Source organism: Stutzerimonas stutzeri (genome assembly GCF_000952685.1).
GTDB lineage: Bacteria > Pseudomonadota > Gammaproteobacteria > Pseudomonadales > Pseudomonadaceae > Stutzerimonas > Stutzerimonas stutzeri_E.
In genome coordinates, this window is the sequence record NZ_JYHV01000015.1 from 162,839 (window position 1) to 182,064 (window position 19,226).

17 protein-coding genes and 1 pseudogene are annotated in these 19,226 nt (G+C 60.1%); 10 read left to right on the forward strand and 8 right to left on the reverse strand.

What is annotated here, in order from left to right; all coding sequences use genetic code 11:
* Window positions 1–25: 25 nt before the first annotated feature.
* From UF78_RS09435 to UF78_RS09460, 6 genes are all read left to right on the forward strand, one after another.
* Window positions 26–1,264, forward strand: coding sequence for a nucleoside permease (locus UF78_RS09435; RefSeq protein ID WP_045161905.1), 1,239 nt, complete (start codon window positions 26–28; stop codon window positions 1,262–1,264).
* 455 nt (window positions 1,265–1,719) lie between these two features.
* Window positions 1,720–3,384: a phosphoglucomutase (alpha-D-glucose-1,6-bisphosphate-dependent) gene (gene pgm / locus UF78_RS09440; protein WP_045161906.1), complete on the forward strand. Its 1,665-nt coding sequence runs from the start codon at window positions 1,720–1,722 to the stop codon at window positions 3,382–3,384.
* Between the two features lie 309 nt (window positions 3,385–3,693).
* Window positions 3,694–3,906: a ParD-like family protein gene (locus UF78_RS09445; RefSeq protein ID WP_045161908.1), complete on the forward strand. Its 213-nt coding sequence runs from the start codon at window positions 3,694–3,696 to the stop codon at window positions 3,904–3,906.
* Window positions 3,903–4,691, forward strand: coding sequence for a type I methionyl aminopeptidase (map, locus tag UF78_RS09450; RefSeq protein WP_045161909.1), 789 nt, complete (start codon window positions 3,903–3,905; stop codon window positions 4,689–4,691). The genes UF78_RS09445 and map overlap by 4 nt, the downstream gene beginning before the upstream one ends.
* A 238-nt stretch (window positions 4,692–4,929) precedes the next feature.
* A complete protein-coding gene (locus UF78_RS09455) occupies window positions 4,930–5,478 on the forward strand; it encodes a TetR/AcrR family transcriptional regulator (RefSeq protein WP_045161910.1) in 549 nt (182 codons plus the stop codon).
* Entirely contained in the window at window positions 5,475–6,638 is a 1,164-nt protein-coding gene (locus tag UF78_RS09460) for an MFS transporter (protein ID WP_045161911.1), read from the forward strand. The genes UF78_RS09455 and UF78_RS09460 overlap by 4 nt, the downstream gene beginning before the upstream one ends.
* 153 nt (window positions 6,639–6,791) lie before the next feature.
* Here UF78_RS09460 and UF78_RS09465 read toward each other — a convergent pair whose 3' ends face one another.
* On the reverse strand, window positions 6,792–7,127 hold the full coding sequence (locus tag UF78_RS09465; protein ID WP_045161912.1) for a carboxymuconolactone decarboxylase family protein: 336 nt from the start codon (window positions 7,125–7,127) through the stop codon (window positions 6,792–6,794).
* 13 nt (window positions 7,128–7,140) lie between these two features.
* Window positions 7,141–7,914, reverse strand: coding sequence for an SDR family NAD(P)-dependent oxidoreductase (locus tag UF78_RS09470; protein WP_045161913.1), 774 nt, complete (start codon window positions 7,912–7,914; stop codon window positions 7,141–7,143).
* Between the two features lie 154 nt (window positions 7,915–8,068).
* Here UF78_RS09470 and gcvA point away from each other — a divergent pair, with 154 nt between their 5' ends.
* Complete coding sequence (gene gcvA / locus UF78_RS09475; RefSeq protein WP_045162065.1) at window positions 8,069–8,983, forward strand: transcriptional regulator GcvA; 915 nt, start codon at window positions 8,069–8,071, stop codon at window positions 8,981–8,983.
* Between the two features lie 20 nt (window positions 8,984–9,003).
* Here the strand turns inward: gcvA and UF78_RS09480 are convergent, their stop codons facing one another.
* Entirely contained in the window at window positions 9,004–10,254 is a 1,251-nt protein-coding gene (locus tag UF78_RS09480) for an MFS transporter (protein WP_045161914.1), read from the reverse strand.
* Window positions 10,255–10,328: 74 nt separating this feature from the next.
* Here UF78_RS09480 and UF78_RS09485 point away from each other — a divergent pair, with 74 nt between their 5' ends.
* Both UF78_RS09485 and UF78_RS09490 read left to right on the forward strand, forming a co-directional pair.
* A complete protein-coding gene (locus tag UF78_RS09485) occupies window positions 10,329–11,030 on the forward strand; it encodes an ArsR/SmtB family transcription factor (protein WP_045161915.1) in 702 nt (233 codons plus the stop codon).
* 212 nt (window positions 11,031–11,242) lie between these two features.
* Window positions 11,243–11,884: an FMN-binding negative transcriptional regulator gene (locus tag UF78_RS09490; protein WP_045161916.1), complete on the forward strand. Its 642-nt coding sequence runs from the start codon at window positions 11,243–11,245 to the stop codon at window positions 11,882–11,884.
* 1 nt (window position 11,885) lies between these two features.
* Here the strand turns inward: UF78_RS09490 and UF78_RS22575 are convergent.
* Window positions 11,886–12,029, reverse strand: a pseudogene (locus tag UF78_RS22575) (general stress protein); the annotation flags it as partial.
* A gap of 715 nt (window positions 12,030–12,744) precedes the next feature.
* On the opposite strand from UF78_RS22575, the gene UF78_RS09495 reads away from it, so the two are divergent.
* On the forward strand, window positions 12,745–13,515 hold the full coding sequence (locus UF78_RS09495; RefSeq protein WP_045161917.1) for a 3-hydroxybutyrate dehydrogenase: 771 nt from the start codon (window positions 12,745–12,747) through the stop codon (window positions 13,513–13,515).
* 233 nt (window positions 13,516–13,748) lie between these two features.
* On the opposite strand, the gene UF78_RS09500 is transcribed toward UF78_RS09495, so the two are convergent.
* The 4 genes from UF78_RS09500 to UF78_RS09515 all read right to left on the reverse strand — a co-directional run bounded on the left by UF78_RS09500 (window position 13,749) and on the right by UF78_RS09515 (window position 18,842).
* Window positions 13,749–15,233 carry a sigma-54 interaction domain-containing protein gene (locus tag UF78_RS09500; protein ID WP_045161918.1) on the reverse strand — a complete coding sequence of 495 codons (1,485 nt, stop codon included), beginning with the start codon at window positions 15,231–15,233 and terminating at the stop codon, window positions 13,749–13,751.
* Window positions 15,234–15,566: 333 nt separating this feature from the next.
* Complete coding sequence (locus tag UF78_RS09505; RefSeq protein WP_045161919.1) at window positions 15,567–16,934, reverse strand: TRAP transporter large permease; 1,368 nt, start codon at window positions 16,932–16,934, stop codon at window positions 15,567–15,569.
* Between the two features lie 16 nt (window positions 16,935–16,950).
* Complete coding sequence (locus UF78_RS09510; protein WP_045162066.1) at window positions 16,951–17,565, reverse strand: TRAP transporter small permease subunit; 615 nt, start codon at window positions 17,563–17,565, stop codon at window positions 16,951–16,953.
* Window positions 17,566–17,756: 191 nt separating this feature from the next.
* Window positions 17,757–18,842 (reverse strand): TRAP transporter substrate-binding protein, encoded by a 1,086-nt coding sequence (locus UF78_RS09515; RefSeq protein WP_045161920.1) that lies wholly within the window; start codon window positions 18,840–18,842, stop codon window positions 17,757–17,759.
* Window positions 18,843–19,226: the final 384 nt, after the last annotated feature.

A 19,226-nucleotide genomic window follows, 5' to 3' on the forward strand; every position in this document is an offset into this window, starting at 1 on the left:
CGTGCACTAAAACAAGGACAAGACCATGAGCACACTCAATGCACGGCTGAGCCTGATGATGTTCCTGCAGTTCTTCATCTGGGGCGGCTGGTTCGTTACCCTCGGCACCTTTCTGGCCAACAACCTGAGCGCGACTGGTGGCCAGATTGGTATGGCGTTTTCGACCCAATCCTGGGGCGCGATTCTGGCTCCGTTCGTGATCGGCCTGATCGCCGACCGCTATTTCAACGCCGAGCGCCTGTTGGCCATCCTCCATCTGGTCGGCGCCGTGCTGTTGTTCCAGCTTTATCGGGCGGCTGACTTCAGCGCGTTCTACCCCTTCGTGCTGGGCTACATGATCGTCTACATGCCGACCCTGGCGCTGGTGAACGCCGTGGCCTTCCGGCAGATGAGCGACCCGGCGCAGGAGTTCTCGAAAATCCGCGTATGGGGCACTGTGGGCTGGATCATCGCCGGATTGGTCATCAGCTTTCTGTTCGGCTGGGATTCCCAACAGGCCATCGCGGCCGGTGCGCTGCGTAACACCTTCCTGATGTGTGCCATCGCGTCGGCGTTGCTCGGGCTGTACAGCTTCAGCCTGCCGAGCACGCCACCGCTGGCACGACGAGAGCAGGGCGGGCTGAAGGAAATACTCGGGCTGGATGCGCTCAAGCTTCTGAAGGACCGCAGCTTCGCCATTTTCTTTCTCGCCTCGGTGTTGATCTGCATCCCGCTGGCGTTCTACTACCAGAACGCCAACCCGTTTCTGGCCGAAATCGGCGTCGACAATCCGACCGGCAAGATGACCTTAGGGCAGATTTCCGAAGTGCTGTTCATGCTGTTGCTGCCGCTGTTCATCCAGCGTTTCGGCATCAAGAAGACGCTACTGCTGGGCATGTTGGCCTGGACGCTGCGCTACGTACTGTTCGCCTACGGCAACAATGGTGATCTGCTGTTCATGCTGGTCACAGGTATCGCTTTGCACGGGATCTGCTACGACTTCTTCTTCGTTTCCGGGCAGATCTACACGGACGCCAAGGCGGGCGAGACGTTCAAGGGCTCGGCACAAGGGCTGATCACATTGGCCACCTATGGCGTCGGCATGCTCATCGGTTTCTGGGTAGCGGGCAAGGTGACCGATCATTTCGCAGTAACCGACGGGCACGATTGGCAGAGCATCTGGCTGTTCCCCGCGGTATTCGCACTCGGCGTCTTCCTGACGTTCCTGCTCGCGTTCCGGGAGCAGCGCCCAGCGGGCCTTTCGACGGCTGCCAAGGCGGCTTGATATCGCTGATCAGGGGTCAGCTGGTGTGCTGACCCCTGATCCTGATACAGCGTATCGCACCCGCCCGGCGATACGCCCTCGTTGGACGGCGGCACAATCGCTCAACTCAATACCCGACGATGCGAGAGCGTGCAGGGATTCGCTCTGATCGCCGAAAGCGAGGCGGGCTCAGGGCCATGGTTTATCCCCTGGCTTCCGTCAGCTTCGTCTAGGAAGGCGAGCCCCCAGCAGACCCAGAAATAGCGGCGTTTGGATGAAGAAGGAACAGGCAATATCATGCGCCGCCGGCGAGCGTGAACATTGGTCCGATCGCACGGGGAACCAAAGCCCAAGGGATGATGGTCTTAGCGCCTAGTGAACGGCGTTGAACGATGCCTTTTTGTGTTGATTGCCTCCCATGCGGCACACGGTTTTGCCTGAGGCGATACTTTCCACTTTATCCAAAGGAACGACAGATGAGTCTCGACCTCAATGCAGGACGCCTGCCGGACGAACACACCCTGACGAACATCCCGCGACTGATCTCGCGTTATTACAGCGAGCGACCCGACCCTTCCGATCCGGCGCAGCAGGTCGCGTTCGGCACCTCCGGCCATCGTGGTTCCTCGCTGAAAAACAGCTTCAATGAGTGGCACATTCTTGCCGTGACCCAGGCGATCTGTGACTACCGGCGCGAGCAGGGTATCGACGGCCCGATCTTCGTCGGCATGGACACCCATGCGTTGTCTGAACCGGCCTTCGTTTCCGCTTTGGAAGTGCTGGCGGCCAACAGCGTCGAGACACGCATCGACGCCGGCTGCAGCGAAACCAATGGCGAGCCGGGCTACACGCCGACACCGGCCATCTCCAACGCCATTCTTGAGTACAACGCTGGCCGTAGTACTGGTCTGGCCGATGGCATCGTCATCACCCCGTCGCACAACCCTCCCGCTGACGGCGGCTTCAAATACAACCCCACCAATGGCGGTCCGGCTGATACCGGCGTGACCAAGTGGATTCAGGATCGCGCCAACGCCCTGCTGACGGCCGGGCTCACGGGCGTCGAGCGGATGGATTACGCCCAAGCGCTGAAGGCTGCCACCACTCAACGATTCGATTTCATCGATCACTACGTCGGCGGCTTGGGCCAGGTAATCGACCTGGAGGCGATTCGCAGCTCGGGTCTGAAGTTTGGCGTCGACCCGCTCGGCGGTGCCGGCGTGCACTACTGGACGCGCATTGCTGAACGCTACGGGCTGCCGCTCGAGGTACTGTCTACGCGTGTCGATCCCACGTTCCGCTTCATGCGTCTGGACTGGGACGGCAAGGTCCGTATGGATTGCAGTTCGCCGCACGCCATGGCCGGGCTGATCGAAAACAAGGACCGCTTCGACGTGTCCTTCGCCTGCGACACCGACCATGATCGCCATGGCATCGTCGCGCGTTCCGTCGGGCTGCTGAACCCAAACCACTATCTGGCCGTGGCGATCGAATATTTGTTCACCCATCGCCCCGAGTGGAGCACGCAAGCCGGCATTGGCAAGACGCTGGTGTCCTCCTCGATGATCGACCGGGTTGCCCAGGGTATCGAGCGCAAAGTGGTGGAAGTGCCAGTGGGCTTCAAATGGTTCGTCGATGGCTTGATGGACGGGAGCCTCGGCTTCGGTGGCGAAGAGTCTGCGGGCGCGTCGTTCCTGCGCAAGACCGGTAGCGCATGGTCGACAGACAAGGACGGTCTGATCCTCGGCCTGTTGGCCGCCGAGATCACCGCGGTGACCGGCAAGGATCCGGGCGAGCGCTACCAGACACTCACCGAGCGTTTCGGTGCGCCGGTCTACCAGCGTATCGATGCTCCGGCTGATCGCGAACAGAAGGCCAAGCTGGGTAAGCTCAGCGCCTCACAGGTCACGGCAGCTGAGCTGGCTGGCCAACCGATCAAACAGATTCTCACCGAGGCGCCGGGCAATGGCGCGGCGATCGGCGGGCTCAAGGTAGTCACCGACAATGGCTGGTTCGCTGCACGCCCGTCCGGCACTGAAGACGTCTACAAGATTTATGCGGAAAGCTTCGAAGGCGAGGCGCACCTCAAGCGCATCCAGGAAGAAGCCAAAGCCTTGGTCGATGGCGTGTTGGCCGGCTGAACCGACCTGGCCTCTCACTACGGTCGGCTTCCGCGCTTCGTGGAGCTGACCCTTTCTGGCGATGGCGTAGCCGCTTCATCGCCAGCTCCGCTTGCTCAATGACCGATGACTATTACCACGATGATGTCGGGGTAGTCTTCGCCGAGTGCCTTACCTTCAGCTGCCATCGCCGCCTTCAAGCGCTCGAATCGCACCCCTGACTCATTCCATAGCGACTACCACGGCGTGTCTCAGCGTCCAAAATTGCTTTTGGCTTTTAAGTAAGCGAAACATATGCTATTCATATACGAAGCATATATGGAGAAGCCAATGGGTATTGTGAACATCGACGACGACCTACACGATCAATTGCGCCGGGCAACGAAGGTTTCCTGCCGTTCGATCAACGCGCAGGCGGCCTTCTGGATCAAGGTGGGGATGCTGTGTGAGACCAACCCTACGCTCAGTTTCAACGAGATCATCCAACGCGAGCTCAGCGGCGCCGGGGTCTCGGCTCAGCCATTGACCATGAACTACCTATGATCAAGCAACCCTGGGAACTGGCGCTGTTAGCTGAATCCGGCCGGCTGCTCGCGTCCGTATTCGAGCTGTTGGATCGAACCCCACTGATTGGCATGTCGACGCTTCAGATTGATGAAATGGTCGAGAACTTCATTGTCCGGGAACTGCAAGCCCGGCCGGCCAGCAAAGGTCAATATGGCTACGGCTTCGTGCTGAATTGCTCGATCAACGACGTGGTTTGTCACGGCGTTCCATCGCAATCGGAAGTGCTTCGAGATGGCGATATCGTCAACCTCGATATCACCCTGGAGAAAAATGGCTATATCGCCGATTCGAGCAAGACCTATCTTGTCGGAGAAGTCAGCCCAGCCGCCAAACGCTTGGTCCAGGTTACCTACGAAGCCATGTGGAAGGGTATTCGGGCGGTTCGTCCAGGTGCCCGGCTTGGTGATATAGGGGCGGCAATCGAGCATCATGCCAAGCGCAACGGTTATTCGGTGGTGCGCGAATATTGCGGCCACGGCATCGGCCGCGAGATGCATGAGGAACCTCAGGTGCTGCACTTCGGTAGGCCAGGCACCGGACTCGTCCTGCGAGAGGGCATGGTTTTTACCATCGAGCCGATGCTCAATCGAGGCGCGCGGAATGTCAGAACCAAGGCAGACGGATGGACCGTTGTCACCAAGGACGGATCGCTTTCTGCGCAGTTCGAGCACACCGTTGCCGTGACCGCTTCTGGCGTTTCGGTGCTGACTTTGCGACCTGATGAACTAGGTATGATCAGCCAGGCCAAAAGCGCCGGGTAGCGCACCTGTTTCTAGCCGGAACAAGCGAGCAGGAGCGCAACGATGTCGCGCGTCCTGACTTCACCGTGCCCAACGTACCCATGCCAGCGCCTCTGGGGCCTTGCCTAATCCTTTCAATCGACTCTTGTGGCGAGTTGGAGCCTGCTCCAGGCGGCACGCGGTAGGGCGCGAGTTGGCATATGGGCATTGAGAGCCGTAGCAAGCTTGACGTGTAAAATGATCGTTTTACACTGAGCCCATGGACAAACGTGAAGAAATGATCGCGGGCGCGGCCCGCATGTTCGACTCAGAGGGGTTCCGAGGAATCGGGATCGATCGTGCGCTCGCGCCTTCCGGTGCCTCCACCCGCACGCTCTACAAGCACTTCGGCTCACGAGACGGACTGGTTATCGCGGTGCTCGAAGCGAGGCATCATGCATTCATGACGCAACTCGAAGCGCAGTCAGCGGACGTCAATCCGGTTGAGTCGCTTTTCGATACGCTGCGGCAGTGGATAGAAGAGCACGGCGCGCGAGGATGCATGCTGCTGCGCGCGCGCAGCGAATACGCCGAAGCCAGCGGCGCAATCGTGTCACTGGTTCTTCAGCAGAAGGATGAGTTCCGTAACGAAGTTGAAAAACGCGTTCAAAGCGCCCTTGGGTATGAGAGCCCGGCGCTTTCCACCCAAGTCTGGTTACTGTTCGAAGGCGCCACTGCTGCGGCCAGTGTGACAAGTGTTTCGGTCATTGACGACGCCAAGGCTGCCGCGTTGTCGCTTCTCGAACATGCCCGAGTAGAGCACTCATGAGCCGCGGCCTGAATCTCATCGCCGCAGCCTTCGCCCTGACAGCGCTTTCCTATGGTCTCGCACGTTTTGCCTATGGGCTCCTTCTGCCGCAAATCCGCGAGGAACTGACGCTCGATGTAGCCGTAGCCGGGTGGATTGGTGGCAGTGCTTTTGCCGCTTACTGCGTCGGTATCGTCTTCGCATTTCTAAGCGCTGCCAAACTCGGTCCGCGCACTATCGCTTGCTTGGCCGGACTGGCTGCTACCGTTGGCATGGGGCTCGTATTTTTTGCATGGTCGGGTTGGGCGCTGGGCCTAGGCATTACGCTTGGAGGCGTGAGTACTGGCCTGACATCGCCTCCGCTCGCGTCCGCGGTTGCAGCCCGGTTCGGTGACCAAGACCGCCCTAAAGCCAATGGAGCGATCAACGCCGGAACGGCCGCAGGCATCGTATTTTCAGGCGCGGCAGCCTTGACGGCCGCTGGTGCGTGGCGCGAGCTTTACGCCATGTTCGCGCTGTGTGGTGCAGGCGTAACGGTGTGGCTCTGGTTCGCCGTCCCGCCGCGCGCCAATGGCGACGCCCCACAGCGTTTTTCCCTCGCGATCTTCGGTCGGCCAGGTCTTTGCGCGCTGAGCGTGAGCGCCTTTTTGATGGGCTTGGCCAGCACTGCCATCTGGACGTTCGGGGCGGATATCTTGCGCAATGAATTCGGCTTTACCGACGCCCGTATTGCATGGGCCTGGATAGCGCTGGGCGTGGCAGGCATCAGCGGATCGCTGACTGGTGTTCTGGTCAACCGCTTCGGTACGGGACGAGTCCATGGATTTGCGCTGCTGGGAATAGCGCTTGGCACCGTAGGACTGGCAACAGCTTCCATGTCGGCCATCTCCGGCGTTGTAGCTATGGGCGTATTTGGCGCTGCCTATATCGTCTCGACGGGAGCCTATCTGATCCAAGGCATCAACCTGCTTCCGGACCGTCCCGACCTGGGTTTAGGCATTCCCTTTCTTGTCCTTGCGATTGGCCAGGCTATCGGCACGCCGCTATTTGGCGCCACGCTGACCGCTACAAGTTCCCTTAATGCACTGATTGCGTCGGCGGTGGTGGCTTGTCTTGCGATAGCCATTCGGCCGCGGGGGAGCGGCGCGGGCATATCACTCCAGCAGATTGGAAGTTCCTGAGCGAGACATAGCAACGCCTCGGCGGTGCATCCCGGTTCGCTATGGCATATCTCTACACGCTCCGATGGCGCAGAGTTGGCCCATATCGCGGCGTTGTTCGAAGGAAGAAGGTGAGCTGATAAGAAACGGGCGCTTAGAGGCGCCCATTGCAGATCAGGGCTCGCCGAAAGCCCCAATGGCATCGAATACTCGAGCGCTGTAGGTCAGGGCAGCGCCCGCGTTCAGTGCGATGGCCACGCCCAAGGCTTCGCCGATTTCCTCTCGGGTCGCACCATGCTTGAGCGCATCCTGAACATGAACCGCGATGCAGCCGTCGCAGCGGGTGGTAACGGCCACCGAAAGCGCGATCAGCTCGTGGATTTTCGGATCAAGATGTTTGGCCGGTGCGCTGCCCATGGTGTTCAGTCCGCGCATGGTTTGTGGCGCGAATTGGGCGAACTCACCGGCCCGGTTCATCAACCCGCCAAAATATTCATTCCAATCCTGCATCGAGCAAACTCCTTCAGTGACGGCCGGCGGTTACGCCGCCATCGACCGGCAGCACGGTGCCAGTAATCCAGGCAGCCTCGCTTGAGGCGAGGAACAGGATGGCTGACGCAATGTCGCCCGGCTGGCCGTTACGCCCCAAAGGATGGAAGGCATTGAACGTCGGCAGTACTTCCTTGACCTGTTCAGCATTCATGAATGTGCCGTATACCGGCGTCTCGACCACAGCCGGGGCCACGGTGTTGATGCGGATGTTCGAGCTGGCAAGCTCAATGGCCAGGTTGCGAGTCAGCGCATGCACACCGGCATTGGCTGCGGAGTAGGCTGCCGAAGGCGTCGCACCGATGGCCTGGATGGCCCACAACGAACCCGTTTGCACGATAGCGCCGCCGCCGCGTTGAAGCATGGCTTTGGCTGCCGCCTGCGCCATGAAGAATTTGCCCTTGAGGATGGTATCGAGGAACCAGTCATACTCGTCAGGATTCACCTCGAGGAACGGCTTGGGTTTGAACACGCCCGCATTGTTGACCAGGATGTCGACGCCGCCGAATTCACGTACCGCCACGTCGACCAATGCTTGGGCAGTGCTGGGGTGGGCGATATCGCCGGCCAGGGTGTGTATCTGGCGACCGCTGGCATCGATTTCCCGGGCTGCCTGGGTCAGCTTGGCCGCATCGCGTCCGCCGATAACCACCGAAGCGCCGGATGTGACCAGACGCTTGGCGACTTCCTTACCGATACCCGAACCGCCGCCGGTGACGATGGCAATCTTGTTAGAAAAACTATTCATACTCTGATCTCCTCAGTGTTACTGAGCGCAAGGAATGGTGGCCGACAAAGGCTCTTCGCGTAACGTTAGTTTGCCGACCTGCTGCGAATTGTTGATTTGCCAGACACTGCCGACAACGCATAAGATTTCGCTTTCCGAGAAAGAAAAACTTTCAATGAGTACGCCTGCGTACCTAAATGCCTTGCGCGCCTTCGAAGCGGCTGCGCGACATCAGAGCTTTTCTGCCGCAGCAGCCGAGTTGAACGTCACCCCTGCAGCCGTAGGGCAGCAGGTGCGTAACCTCGAGTCATGGCTGGGGATCGCTCTGTTCACTCGCGCTGCAAGTGGGGGGGCACGCCTGGTGTTAACCGATGCAGCGCGTGCGGCACTGCCTGATATACGCGAGGGCTTCGAACGACTGGGGCTGGGTTTGGCTCGGTTGAAGGACGCCGGTGTGCACGCGGAACTCACCATCACGGTCAGTCCCGCCTTCGCTTCAAAATGGTTGTTGCCTCGTATCGAGCGGTTTCAGCAGGCCTATCCAGACCTGAATGTGTTGCTCGATACCAATTCGCGTTCAGTGGATTTTCAGGCTGAGCGTATCGATGTCGGCGTACGCTACGGTTCCGGCAGTTGGCCAGGTTTAAGCGCCGTTCGTTTGATGGACGAAGTCATATTTCCGGTTTGCTCGCCGAACTATCCATTGCTGAAGAGCGGACGATTGCCCGCCGACGCCTTGTCGCGTTGCACGCTGATCCACGACCTGTCGATGGCACATTATGGCGACTACCCCACTTGGCGAATGTGGCTGGATGCATCGGGCTTCAACCATGTGAAGAGCGATCATGGCCTGCGCATCAACAACTCGGCGGCCGTCCTGCAGGCAGCGATGGAGGGGCAAGGGCTGGCACTGGCGCGCAGTGTGATGGTCAAGGGGGACTTGAATACCGGCCACCTCATCCGCCCCTTCGCTGACAAAGGCCTGGATTGCCCCCTGACGCAGGCGTACTACGTCGTCTATCGTCCAGAGAATGGCGAGCTGCCGAAGGTGCAGGCCTTCCGTGACTGGTTGCTTACCGAGGCCGGCTAGATGATTGGGGATTAGTGCGATCAATTTTCCGTACGCTGAACCATGTTTTTTCTTCGAGTCGAACTGTCGCCAAGCATGAAAACCAGGATGGCTGCTGCCTGAAGAACGGCTGCGAAACCGAACAGCAGCATCGCCGAGCCCGGCCCGTCGGTGAGCGATGTCAGGATTCCGAACAGGCCCGGGGCAAATGCATAGCAGCCTTGTGATGTCGCGACGATCAGTGCGATCACGCGTTGCGTTTGATGTTTGGGAAATTCGGCCTGTGCGATGAGCGGAGGCACGGACGTGGCGTTGCCTATACCTGCGCCGAACATGACGATGCCTATCCACAACAAGATGGGATGGGTATGCAGTGCTGCCATGATCAGGCAACCCGCCAGCTGGCTCGCGTAGCTGATGCAAGCGACTGTTCGTCGGTTGGCATTCGCGGGCATGCACCAACCCACCAGGAATCTGCCTGCAATGGCGCTCGCGGTTGCCAATCCCATCGCAAGGCCGGACTGTTGCTCGGTGAGATAGGGAGCCAGCAGCAGAAACATATGGGCGATCAGCCCGATCTGCGCGAACAGGCCCAGAGACATTCCGGCCGCCAGGGTGACGAACTGGGGGTTGCTCCAGAGAGATATCGCCGATGCGATTGGCGGGGCATTCAGCTCGGCAAGTCTGACCTCGGCTCCGTCTGCATGTTGCCCGAGGTGCTCTGGGAGAACACCGAAGACCTTTAGCGAGAGGCATCCGATGGTGCTGATGGTCAGCACACCTATCAGCAATGCGGTCTGCGAAAAGCCCAGCTGGTTGATCAGATAGACCCAGGCAGACGAGAAAACCACGCCACCGATGCTGGCGCCGTTATAGGCCATTGCCAGAGCTGCGGGACGCTTGGTGACGAACCATGGCGCGATGATCGCGTTGATTGCCGCGGCGCCCAAGGTTACCCATCCCAGGCCGCTGAGGGTTGCCGCGATGAACAGTTCGTTGGGTTCGCGTGCAATTGACCAGCCGTACACGCCCAAGGAAAGCAGCAGGGAGCCCAAGGCAGTGATCCGAGGGATGCCAAAGCGTTTGTACAATCTAGGAAGGTTCACGACCACCAGGGTGCCAGCCAGAAAATGCACGGTGACGGCCGCGGAGCACAGTTGCACGGACCAGCCAGTTCTCTGGATGACGGAGTACAAAAATATCGGCGGGCCGTAGAAGCCTATTCCCCACCCGAGCAAGGCCGTTACAAAGGCTGCCGCTACGACTTTCCTGCCGAAAAAGGATTGGTTCATTCCTGCCGCCGCTCAAGTGGTTTGAACCTGAGTATGATGACGGCGACACGGAATACTTCGGGGGTAGCCGAACTATGGATGTAGATACCGCTGACGCATATCTCGCCGCGGTGGCAGGCGCCATTGCCGACCCAGCCCGGTCGCGAATGCTATGCAGCCTGCTCGATGGACACGCTCGCACTGCGACCGAACTGGCGGCCGTCGCCGACATAGGCGCTTCCACCGCCAGCAGCCATTTCGCGCGCCTTCGTGAACAGGGCCTGGTCGAGCTGCATGTGCAGGGCAGGCATCGGTATTACAGATTGGCCAGTACCCAGGTGGCTCGGGTTCTGGAGGCGCTGTTGTCTCTGGCCAATGGCTCCGCGGCGGCGTTCCGGCCCTCGACCCCCTCCGCTTTGAGGCACGCGCGAACCTGTTACGACCACTGCGCGGGTGAGGTCGCGGTCAAGCTGCACGACGCCTTGCTTGAAGCGAATTGGATACAGGTGCAAGGCAGGGACTACAAACTCACCGAGGTGGGAACCGAAGCGTTGGCGAGGCGGGGGATCGATATCGACGCAGTGCTCCGTCAGCGCAGACGCCTGGCGTATCCGTGCATGGACTGGAGCGAGAGATCGCCGCATGTCGGCGGTGCGTTGGGCGCGGCGTTGTTGGAGCTAATGCTTAAACGTGGCTGGGTCACTCGTCATCTGGACTCCAGGGCGCTGAGCGTGACGTCCAAAGGAGGTACCGAGTTGTCGAGAAGTTTTGGCTTTGGTGGTAAGGGGCCAGTCTGATCCCTCGTTGCTTCGAAGCCTGTCGAGCGACGTTTCATCCGGCATCCATGCTCCTGTCGCAATGGCTTTAGGGCTCGGCAGGTTGGGAGACTAATATCCATGACGATGATTTTTCGCACTGAGATGGCTGCAATACCTGCAGCTGCATGTCCGGCGATGCCTGGCCAATTCCTCATTTTCTAACGATGTCCCGTCAACCCACGGGTGGTGATATGTACGTTCCAGAGCACTTCGATCCCCCTTCGACTGACGCCATGTTCCAGCTCGTCAGACAGCATCCTTTAGGTGTCCTTTTTACACATGGCGAAAGCGGTTTGGACGCCAATCACATTCCCTTCGAATTGGTCGCGGAGGCAGGTGCGTTTGGGACGCTGCATGCCCATGTCGCGCGCAATAACCCGGTTTGGACAGACGTCCGGAACGGTGATGAGGTGCTCGTCGTATTTCGGGGAGAGGAAGCCTATATCTCGCCTAACTGGTATCCGAGCAAGCAAGAACACCACAAGCAGGTACCCACCTGGAACTACAAGGTGGTACATGCGCACGGCCGTATCAGGATTCGGGATGACGAGCGTTATGTGCGAGGGCTCGTCGCCAAACTGACCCGTACGCATGAGGCCTCTGAACCCAAGCCATGGAAAATGACCGACGCACCGAAGGAATACATTGCCTCGATGATGCTGGCTATTGTCGGTCTGGAGATCGAGATCACTCGGCTCACTGCCAAGTTCAAGCTGAGCCAGAACAAGGAGCTAGGGGATATCCAAAGCGCTGCAACTATTCTGATAGAGCGGGGACGTGAGGCTCTAGGCGAATCAATGCTCGATTTAGCTCTCGATCAGAAAGACTCGTAGTGTCATTGGCAAAGTTGCCGCCGCTGTTCTGGCCGCCTTTGCTACCAATCTCTTGGTAGAACTCTTTATCGTGTGATGCGGAAGTTGCTTCGCCTCCTTTGCGGCCCGCCTCGTTAACACTCATGCCTTCTTTCTTGTCAGTCATGGAGTTCTCCTTCTGTCTTGAAAGTCGATATTAAACGAGGCGACAGCAAATGCTATTTTGCTGCATTCCCATCGCCTGTTATTTGAGAATCCTTCCGGCACTAAGGCTTCTAGCCACTCATCGTTCATCGATGCGCGGAAGTTCATTAGCGCACCAACTAACCGAGCGATCGTACTTGCCGGAAAGCGAGGAGGCGAGCCCCGCCAGTTGTCTTTCGAAACAGGTCGACAGAGTCGCATGGCAAAATAGATGCGGGCGCCGTCGAGCCGCATCGTCCAGCCGGCAGGACATGCGGCAGGCGGATGTGTATCGATAGGTGAGCATGTCCAGTGTTCTGGGCACTTTGCAATGCCGTAGCGAGTAGCGAGCCGCACCGCATCTCGATGCGGAGTGCGGCCGTTTCACGGCCTCGAGGGCTTTCACTGGCAGTTGTCCCGGTCTGGCACGGCTTTCGCTCTTGGTTTCCCACTGTCCCGCTTGTTATCCCAGTCGCACCGCAACGCGGGGCCGACTGGAGTGCGGGTGACTAGAACAATAAGGAAAACTGCATGAATGCCTTACTCGAACGTTCTGGGGGAGCGACCGCCGGCCATATGCCGTCCCGCTTTGCCATAGCCCCGCACAGCGCCCTTCGTGGCAGCCGCTATTCTGATTGTCAGCAAGGTGCCTTCTGCACCAATGCCCTGACCGTCATTCGCCGTTATCGGAGACAGCCATGATCTTGAAAGGCAAAACCGCCCTGGTCACCGGTTCGACCAGTGGCATTGGCCTGGGCATCGCCTGCAAACTGGCGGAGGCGGGCGCCAGCGTGATGCTCAACGGCTTCGGCGATGTGGAGGCGGCTGTCGCCCAAGTGTCCAGGTACGGCACGCGCGTGCTGCACCACCCGGCCGATGTATCCGATGCTGAACAGATCGGCGACATGGTCAGCCAGACCGAGCGTGATTTCGGTTCCCTTGATGTGCTGGTCAACAATGCAGGCATCCAGCATGTCGCTCCGGTCGAGAAATTCCCGGTCGAGCGCTGGGACAGCATCATCGCCATCAATCTGTCCTCGGTGTTCCATACCATGCGCCTGGTATTACCGGGCATGCGTGAGCGCAACTGGGGGCGGATCATCAACATATCCTCTGTACATGGCCTGGTGGCCTCCGCGCAGAAAGCTGCTTACGTGGCGGCCAAGCATGGTGTGATCGGGCTGACCAAAACGGTTGCGCTGGAAACGGCAACCACTGGAATTACCTGCAACGCGCTTTGCCCCGGCTGGGTACTGACGCCACTTGTGCAACAGCAGATCGATAGCAAGGCGCAGGTCCATGGCGACCCGAGCCGAGCGACCCGTGAGCTGCTGATGGAGAAACAGCCCTCGCTGGATTTCGTCACGCCTGAAGAGCTGGGTGACCTGGCGCTGTTTCTCTGTAGCGATGCCGCTCGGCAGGTGCGCGGGGCGGCCTGGAACGTGGATGGCGGCTGGCTGGCGCAATGATCGACTAGCGCGGCGAAACCCATGGCTGCCGTCGGCACGGCCGGTCCGTGCCTGCGCTCCTGCATGGCCACGCCGCTGGAGTGCATCGCGCCAGCGATGCGTATCTGGCTCCGCAGAGGCCAAAGCAACCGAAAATAGCAGAAGGGCCGATAATCCATAAGTGATGGGGCGGTAAGATTCGAACTCACGGCTCGCATGCGACGCGGCTGGGTCCGCGTGGCTATCGCAGCGACCTACCGCTCGCTCAATCCATGCAGTTGAAGCTTGGAATACAAGCTCGCTCGAGAAATTCCCAGTTCGACAGCGGCACGGCGGCGATTGCCCTTGCAGGCGCGCAGCGCATGTTGCAGTGCGCGGCGCTCGGCCTGTGCAACGCTTTCGGCCAGCAGCTGCAAGGGCGAATCTTCCAGCGTGGGCAGTTCGACCGCGGACAATGCTGGCTCCGCCGGCGGTGCGACCCGGTGGGTCTGCTCGCCAAGCAGGGGCAGCAGATGCCTCGACTCCAGCGGCAGACCGTCGGCGTTCAGTTGTGCGCGCTCCAGCAGGTTGCTCAATTCGCGCACGTTGCCACGCCAGGGTTGCCCGCAGAGCAGCGCCACGGCGTCGGCGGTGAGCTCCATCGGCGCCTGGCCGGATCGATTAGCGATGTCATCGAGCAGGTGTTCGACCAGGGCCGGGATATCGCTGGCACGTTCGCGCAGTGACGGCACCTTGAGAGCGAGAACATTGAGCCGGTAGTAGAGGTCGTCGCGAAACTGCCCGGTGGCGACCTTGGCTTCCAGATCGATATGGGTGGCCGCGATCACCCGTACGTTGAGTGGTTTGACCTGGTTGGAACCGAGCGGCTCGATTTCCTGTTCCTGCAATACACGCAGCAGCTTTGCCTGCAGCGCCATGGGCAGATCGCCGATTTCGTCGAGGAACAAGGTACCGCCATTGGCGACTTCGAACTTGCCGGTCCGTGCCTTGCGATCGGCGCCGGTAAAGGCACCGGGTGCGGTGCCGAAAAGCTCCGCTTCCACCAGGGTTTCGGGAATGGCCGCGACGTTGACCGCGACGAAGGGGCCGTTAGCGCGCGGCGACAGGTTGTGGATGCCCTGGGCCAGCAATTCCTTACCGGTCCCGGTTTCGCCACGGATCAGCACCGTGGCATCGAGCTGTGCGGCGCGCCGGGCCTGGCGCTTGACCTCGCTGGCGGCGGGGCTGGTGCCGATGAAACCGGCAATGGTGTAGCGCGCGCGGCGGGCCTTGGCCAACTCGTTCTGGGTGGCGACCAGCTGAGTCTGCAGGATGTTGAATTTGGACATCAGCGGTTTGAGATGCTGCGCCCGGTCGAACAGGACGAACCCCAGCGCGCCCACGAGCGTGCCGTCCTCGTCACGCAGCGGGATACGGGTCACCACGAAATGTTCGTCACCGAATGCCATCAGGTCGAGCATGCTCGGCAGGCCGCTTTCCACCACCTCGCGCAGACGACTGGCCGGCAGCACTTCCTCGATCTCCTTGCCGAGCACGCTACGCGGATCGCTGATGCCGACCTTCTCGGCGTACTTGTCATTGATCCAGACGATGCGCGCCTGGCGGTTGACCGCGATGGTGCCTTCGCATTGCGCATTGAGGTGATCGAACAGCAACGGCATCGCCACCGCGCGAAAACGCTCCGGCGAAACGCCGATGATCAGGCCGTTGTGGTCGAGGTCGTTGCGCGCAATCGCCATGGGCAGAGAAATCCGTTTGGGTTCGGCCGATTATGGGAGGCCCCGGCTGCCTCAAGCAAGGTAGCCGGGCCGGAGCAGCTAGGCTGGAAAAACGTTAGCGAGGCAGGCAAGACAAGGCGCAACGACCAGCGGGAGTAACAGCCGAAGGCTGGCCCGAAGGGCGAGCGCAGCGAGTCAAACGGCCGAAGAAGCGGACCGAGCTCGCGTACGAGTTTACTTTATGTAAATGAGCATTACTCACGTCGTTCGCCCTCCGGGCCGCGCTAAAGCGCGTTAGCCGCAAGCGGCTTTCTGAGGCCGGTTTCAACGCAGTATTGCCAACGCAGGTAGTTTTTACTGGGCGTACACCTCGTTGGGCAGCCATGTGGCCAGAGGCGCATAGAAGAACACCAGTGCCAGACCGATCAACTGGATCAGGATGTAGGGCAGTACCCCAAAATACACGTCGCGGGTGGTCACTTCGGGCGGGCATACACCCTTGATGTAGAACAGCGCAAAACCCACCGGTGGCGTCAGGAACGAGGTCTGCAGGCACAGCGCGAACAGAATCGCGAACCACAGCGGGTCGACACCCATGGAAAACAGCACCGGTGCCACCAGCGGCAGAATGATCAGGGTGATCTCCACCCAGTCCAGGAAGAATCCCAGCAGGAAGGTGATCAACAGCACCGTCAGCAGCACCCCGGTCTGGCCGAAGGGCAGGCCGGTGAGTGCCGCGCGAATCACGTCGTCTCCACCTAGGCCGCGCAGCACGGCGGCGAACACCGTGGCACCGATGAATATGCCGAAAATGAAGGCTGAGGTGCGGCTGGTCTGATAGAGCGCCTCCTTGAACACGGCCATGTTCAGACGGCGACTGCAGGCCGCCATCAGCACCGCGCCGAACGCGCCGACGGCGGAGGCTTCGGTGGTAGTAGCGATACCGAAGAAAATCGACCCGAGCACGGCGAGGATCAGCACGAAGGGCGGCACCACGGCCCAGAATACGTCGAGCAGCGCGCGGGCGTCGAGCTTCGAGCGGTTGGCCGGTGCAGGCGCGAAATCCTTTTTCAGCCAGGATGCGATGACGATATAGAGGATGTACATCAGCGCCAGCATCATCCCGGGGATGAGCGCACCCATGAACAGTTTGCCCACCGAGGCTTCCGAAGTGCCGAGGCGGTCGGCCATCAACACCAGCATGATGCTCGGCGGGATCAGGATCCCCAGGGTGCCTACCGAGCAGGCGGTGCCGACGGCCAGGCTCTTGTTGTACTTGGCCTGTAGCATCGGGCCGATCGAGAGCATGCCCAAAAGTGCCACCGAAGCGCCGACGATGCCGGTGGAGGCGGCCAGGAGGATGCCCACCAGCACCACCGTGACTGCATAGCCACCGCGCAACGGACCGAGGACCCGTACCAGGCTGTGCATCAGACGCTCGGCGATGCCGGAACGGTCGAGCATGATGCCCATAAAGATGAACAGCGGCAGGGCGACCATCAGTTCATTGGCGACGATGCCGTAGATGCGCGCATCGAGCACGCCGATGGTGCCGTCCCAGGTGAACCAAAGGTCGGCATCGAAGTGTTCGATCAGCACATGGCCTAATACGGCGAACAGCAGTCCGATGCCGGCCAACGACCAGGCCACCGGGAAACCAAGCAGCAGGAGCCCCATGAACGAGGCGAACATGCTGATGACGAGAATTTGTTCCAGACCCATGACTACGACTACTCCATCAGGGCTGCGAATGGCCGCGGTTGCGGTCATTCGTCGGGGCTGACAACGCCCGCGGGAAATTGAACAGCAAGGTGCTGCAACGCGTGGCCCGCGACAGCAGGGCCAGGGCGACCAGGGTCAGGCCCAGCGGCAACACGCTCTTGAAGATGAAACGGTGCGGCAGGCCGCTCGGCGCCTGCGAACGCTCGTTGTGGATGAAGGCCTGGTAGGCGAAGGGAATCAGCGCATCCACCATCAGCAGCACGATCGGCAGAGCCAGGAACAGGATGGATAGCAGCTCGATGATGGCCTGGCTGCGCAGGGTGAATTTTTCGCGTAGCACATCGACGCGTACATGGTCATCACGCACCACGGCATAGGCGAGCGCGAGCATCAATGCCGCGCCGAACAGGTGCCAGGACAGCTCCTCCAGTGCGATCGAGCCGCGCGACAGCACGAAGCGACTGAAGACGTTGGTCAGCACCACCGCCAGCACCAGCAGCCAGATCCAGGCGCTGGCTTCGCCGATGGCGACCAGCGCCTTGTCCAGCCAATGGGAAAATTTGTTGTGCGGCAGTGCATCCGCATGGGCGGTGGGCACTGCATCGTCAGGGGAAACGGGAAGAACGGACACGGCCACCTCGGTAATCCGGCACTCATGAAGAAATGGCACGACCGAAGCCGTGCCGTCAGCGCCCTGGTTGGTTGGCTAGGTCAACGAGTTTCGCTGCCTGACGCCTCGATCGAAACGCCTGATCGGGGCTCGAGCATTCGAACCTGACTGACGCACCTACTTATCAGGGCACCGGAGTCAGTGCGCAGCGATCAGTCGTACTGGTAGTAATCGCGTGGCAGATAGCCCTTGCTGTGCCAGACCGAGTGATGCTTCATGAACGCGCGCTGGCTGGTCAGGACTCGATTGAATGTTTCGTCGTTGGCGGCGAGTTCGTCGAGCACCTCGTTGGTTACGCGTTCAAGCTCCCGCAACACTTCTTCGGGCAGCACCTGAGCCTCCACACCCTGCTTCTCGTAGTCGCCCAGTGCGGTCGGTTGGGCCCACTCGCTTTCGGCGAAGCCCTTGAGCGTGGCGGATTCACAGCCCATCTCGATCAGCGCACGGCTCTGCGGCTCCAGCTTGTCCCACACGCCCTTGTTCACCAGCAGGTGTGAGGTAGTCAACGTCTGGTGCCAGCCCGGCATGATGTAGTTCTTGATGATCTGATCCAGGCCCAGCATCTTGTCGATCGCCGGCTGCGAGAACTCGGTGGCATCAATGGTCTTGCGTTCCAATGCTTGATAGATCTCGCCACCTGGAATCATGGTGACCGAGGCGCCGAGCTTCTCCAGCACTTTGCCGCCGATACCGGCGAAGCGGATGCGCAGGCCGTCGATGTCTTCCAGCTTCTCGATCGGCTTGGCGAACCAACCGGCGCCTTCCGGGCCGATGATGCTGCACAGCATGGGGTGGATGTTGCGCTTGGCGTAGATCTCTTCGAGCAGTTTTTTGCCGTCACCCTCGTAGTACCAGGCCAGATATGCTGGCGGCTCCATATTGAAGGGCGCACCGGAGTAGAGCGGCAGCGCTGGGATGGTGCCTTGGTCGTAGCCGATCCAGGTGTAGCCGGCCGGATACTTGCCGTTGCTCACCGCATCCATGATCTCGAATGGCGGGACCAGTTCGCCGGGTTCGTAATAGCGCAGCTGAATATCGCCACCGGAAATCGCTTTGAGCGACTCGGACAGGTGCTTGACCGGCGTGGTCAGGCCGACGAGATGGGATGGAAAGGCCAACGGCACCTGCCAGCGAATCTTCTCGGCGGCCATCGCGTTTCCACTTAACAGGGGGGCGCTGAGAAGTGTGGTTGCGCCAATGGCACAGGCGAGGCGGGATAGCTTTTTCTTTACTGACATCGCAGGTTTCCTTGTTTTTGTTGTTTTGGATAACCAGAAGGTGCAGCCCGGTGTGGCGCTGCGCAGTGGAGGCGGGCGAGTGACATCCGGTCGCTCGTCCGCCAGATATTCTGGCCTCTAGCGCTTATCACCTAGCAGGTTCTGTGCCTGCCCCGATGAATACGTTGAAACGCGCGTCCCAGAGCCATTTCACCAACAACCTGGTGAAAGTGTTGTCCAGCAGGCTGGACATGCTGAGCGCGGATTATTTTGTATGTCCAATAATCTGGAAAAGTGTCTTTTGGTCTGGACAGTGAGTGCGTTGGACACGCCGAGACGGCGACCCCACCACGTGGTTGTGGCGAGTCGCTGCGGCTAAGAACGGGGGGACGGTTACCGAGACGG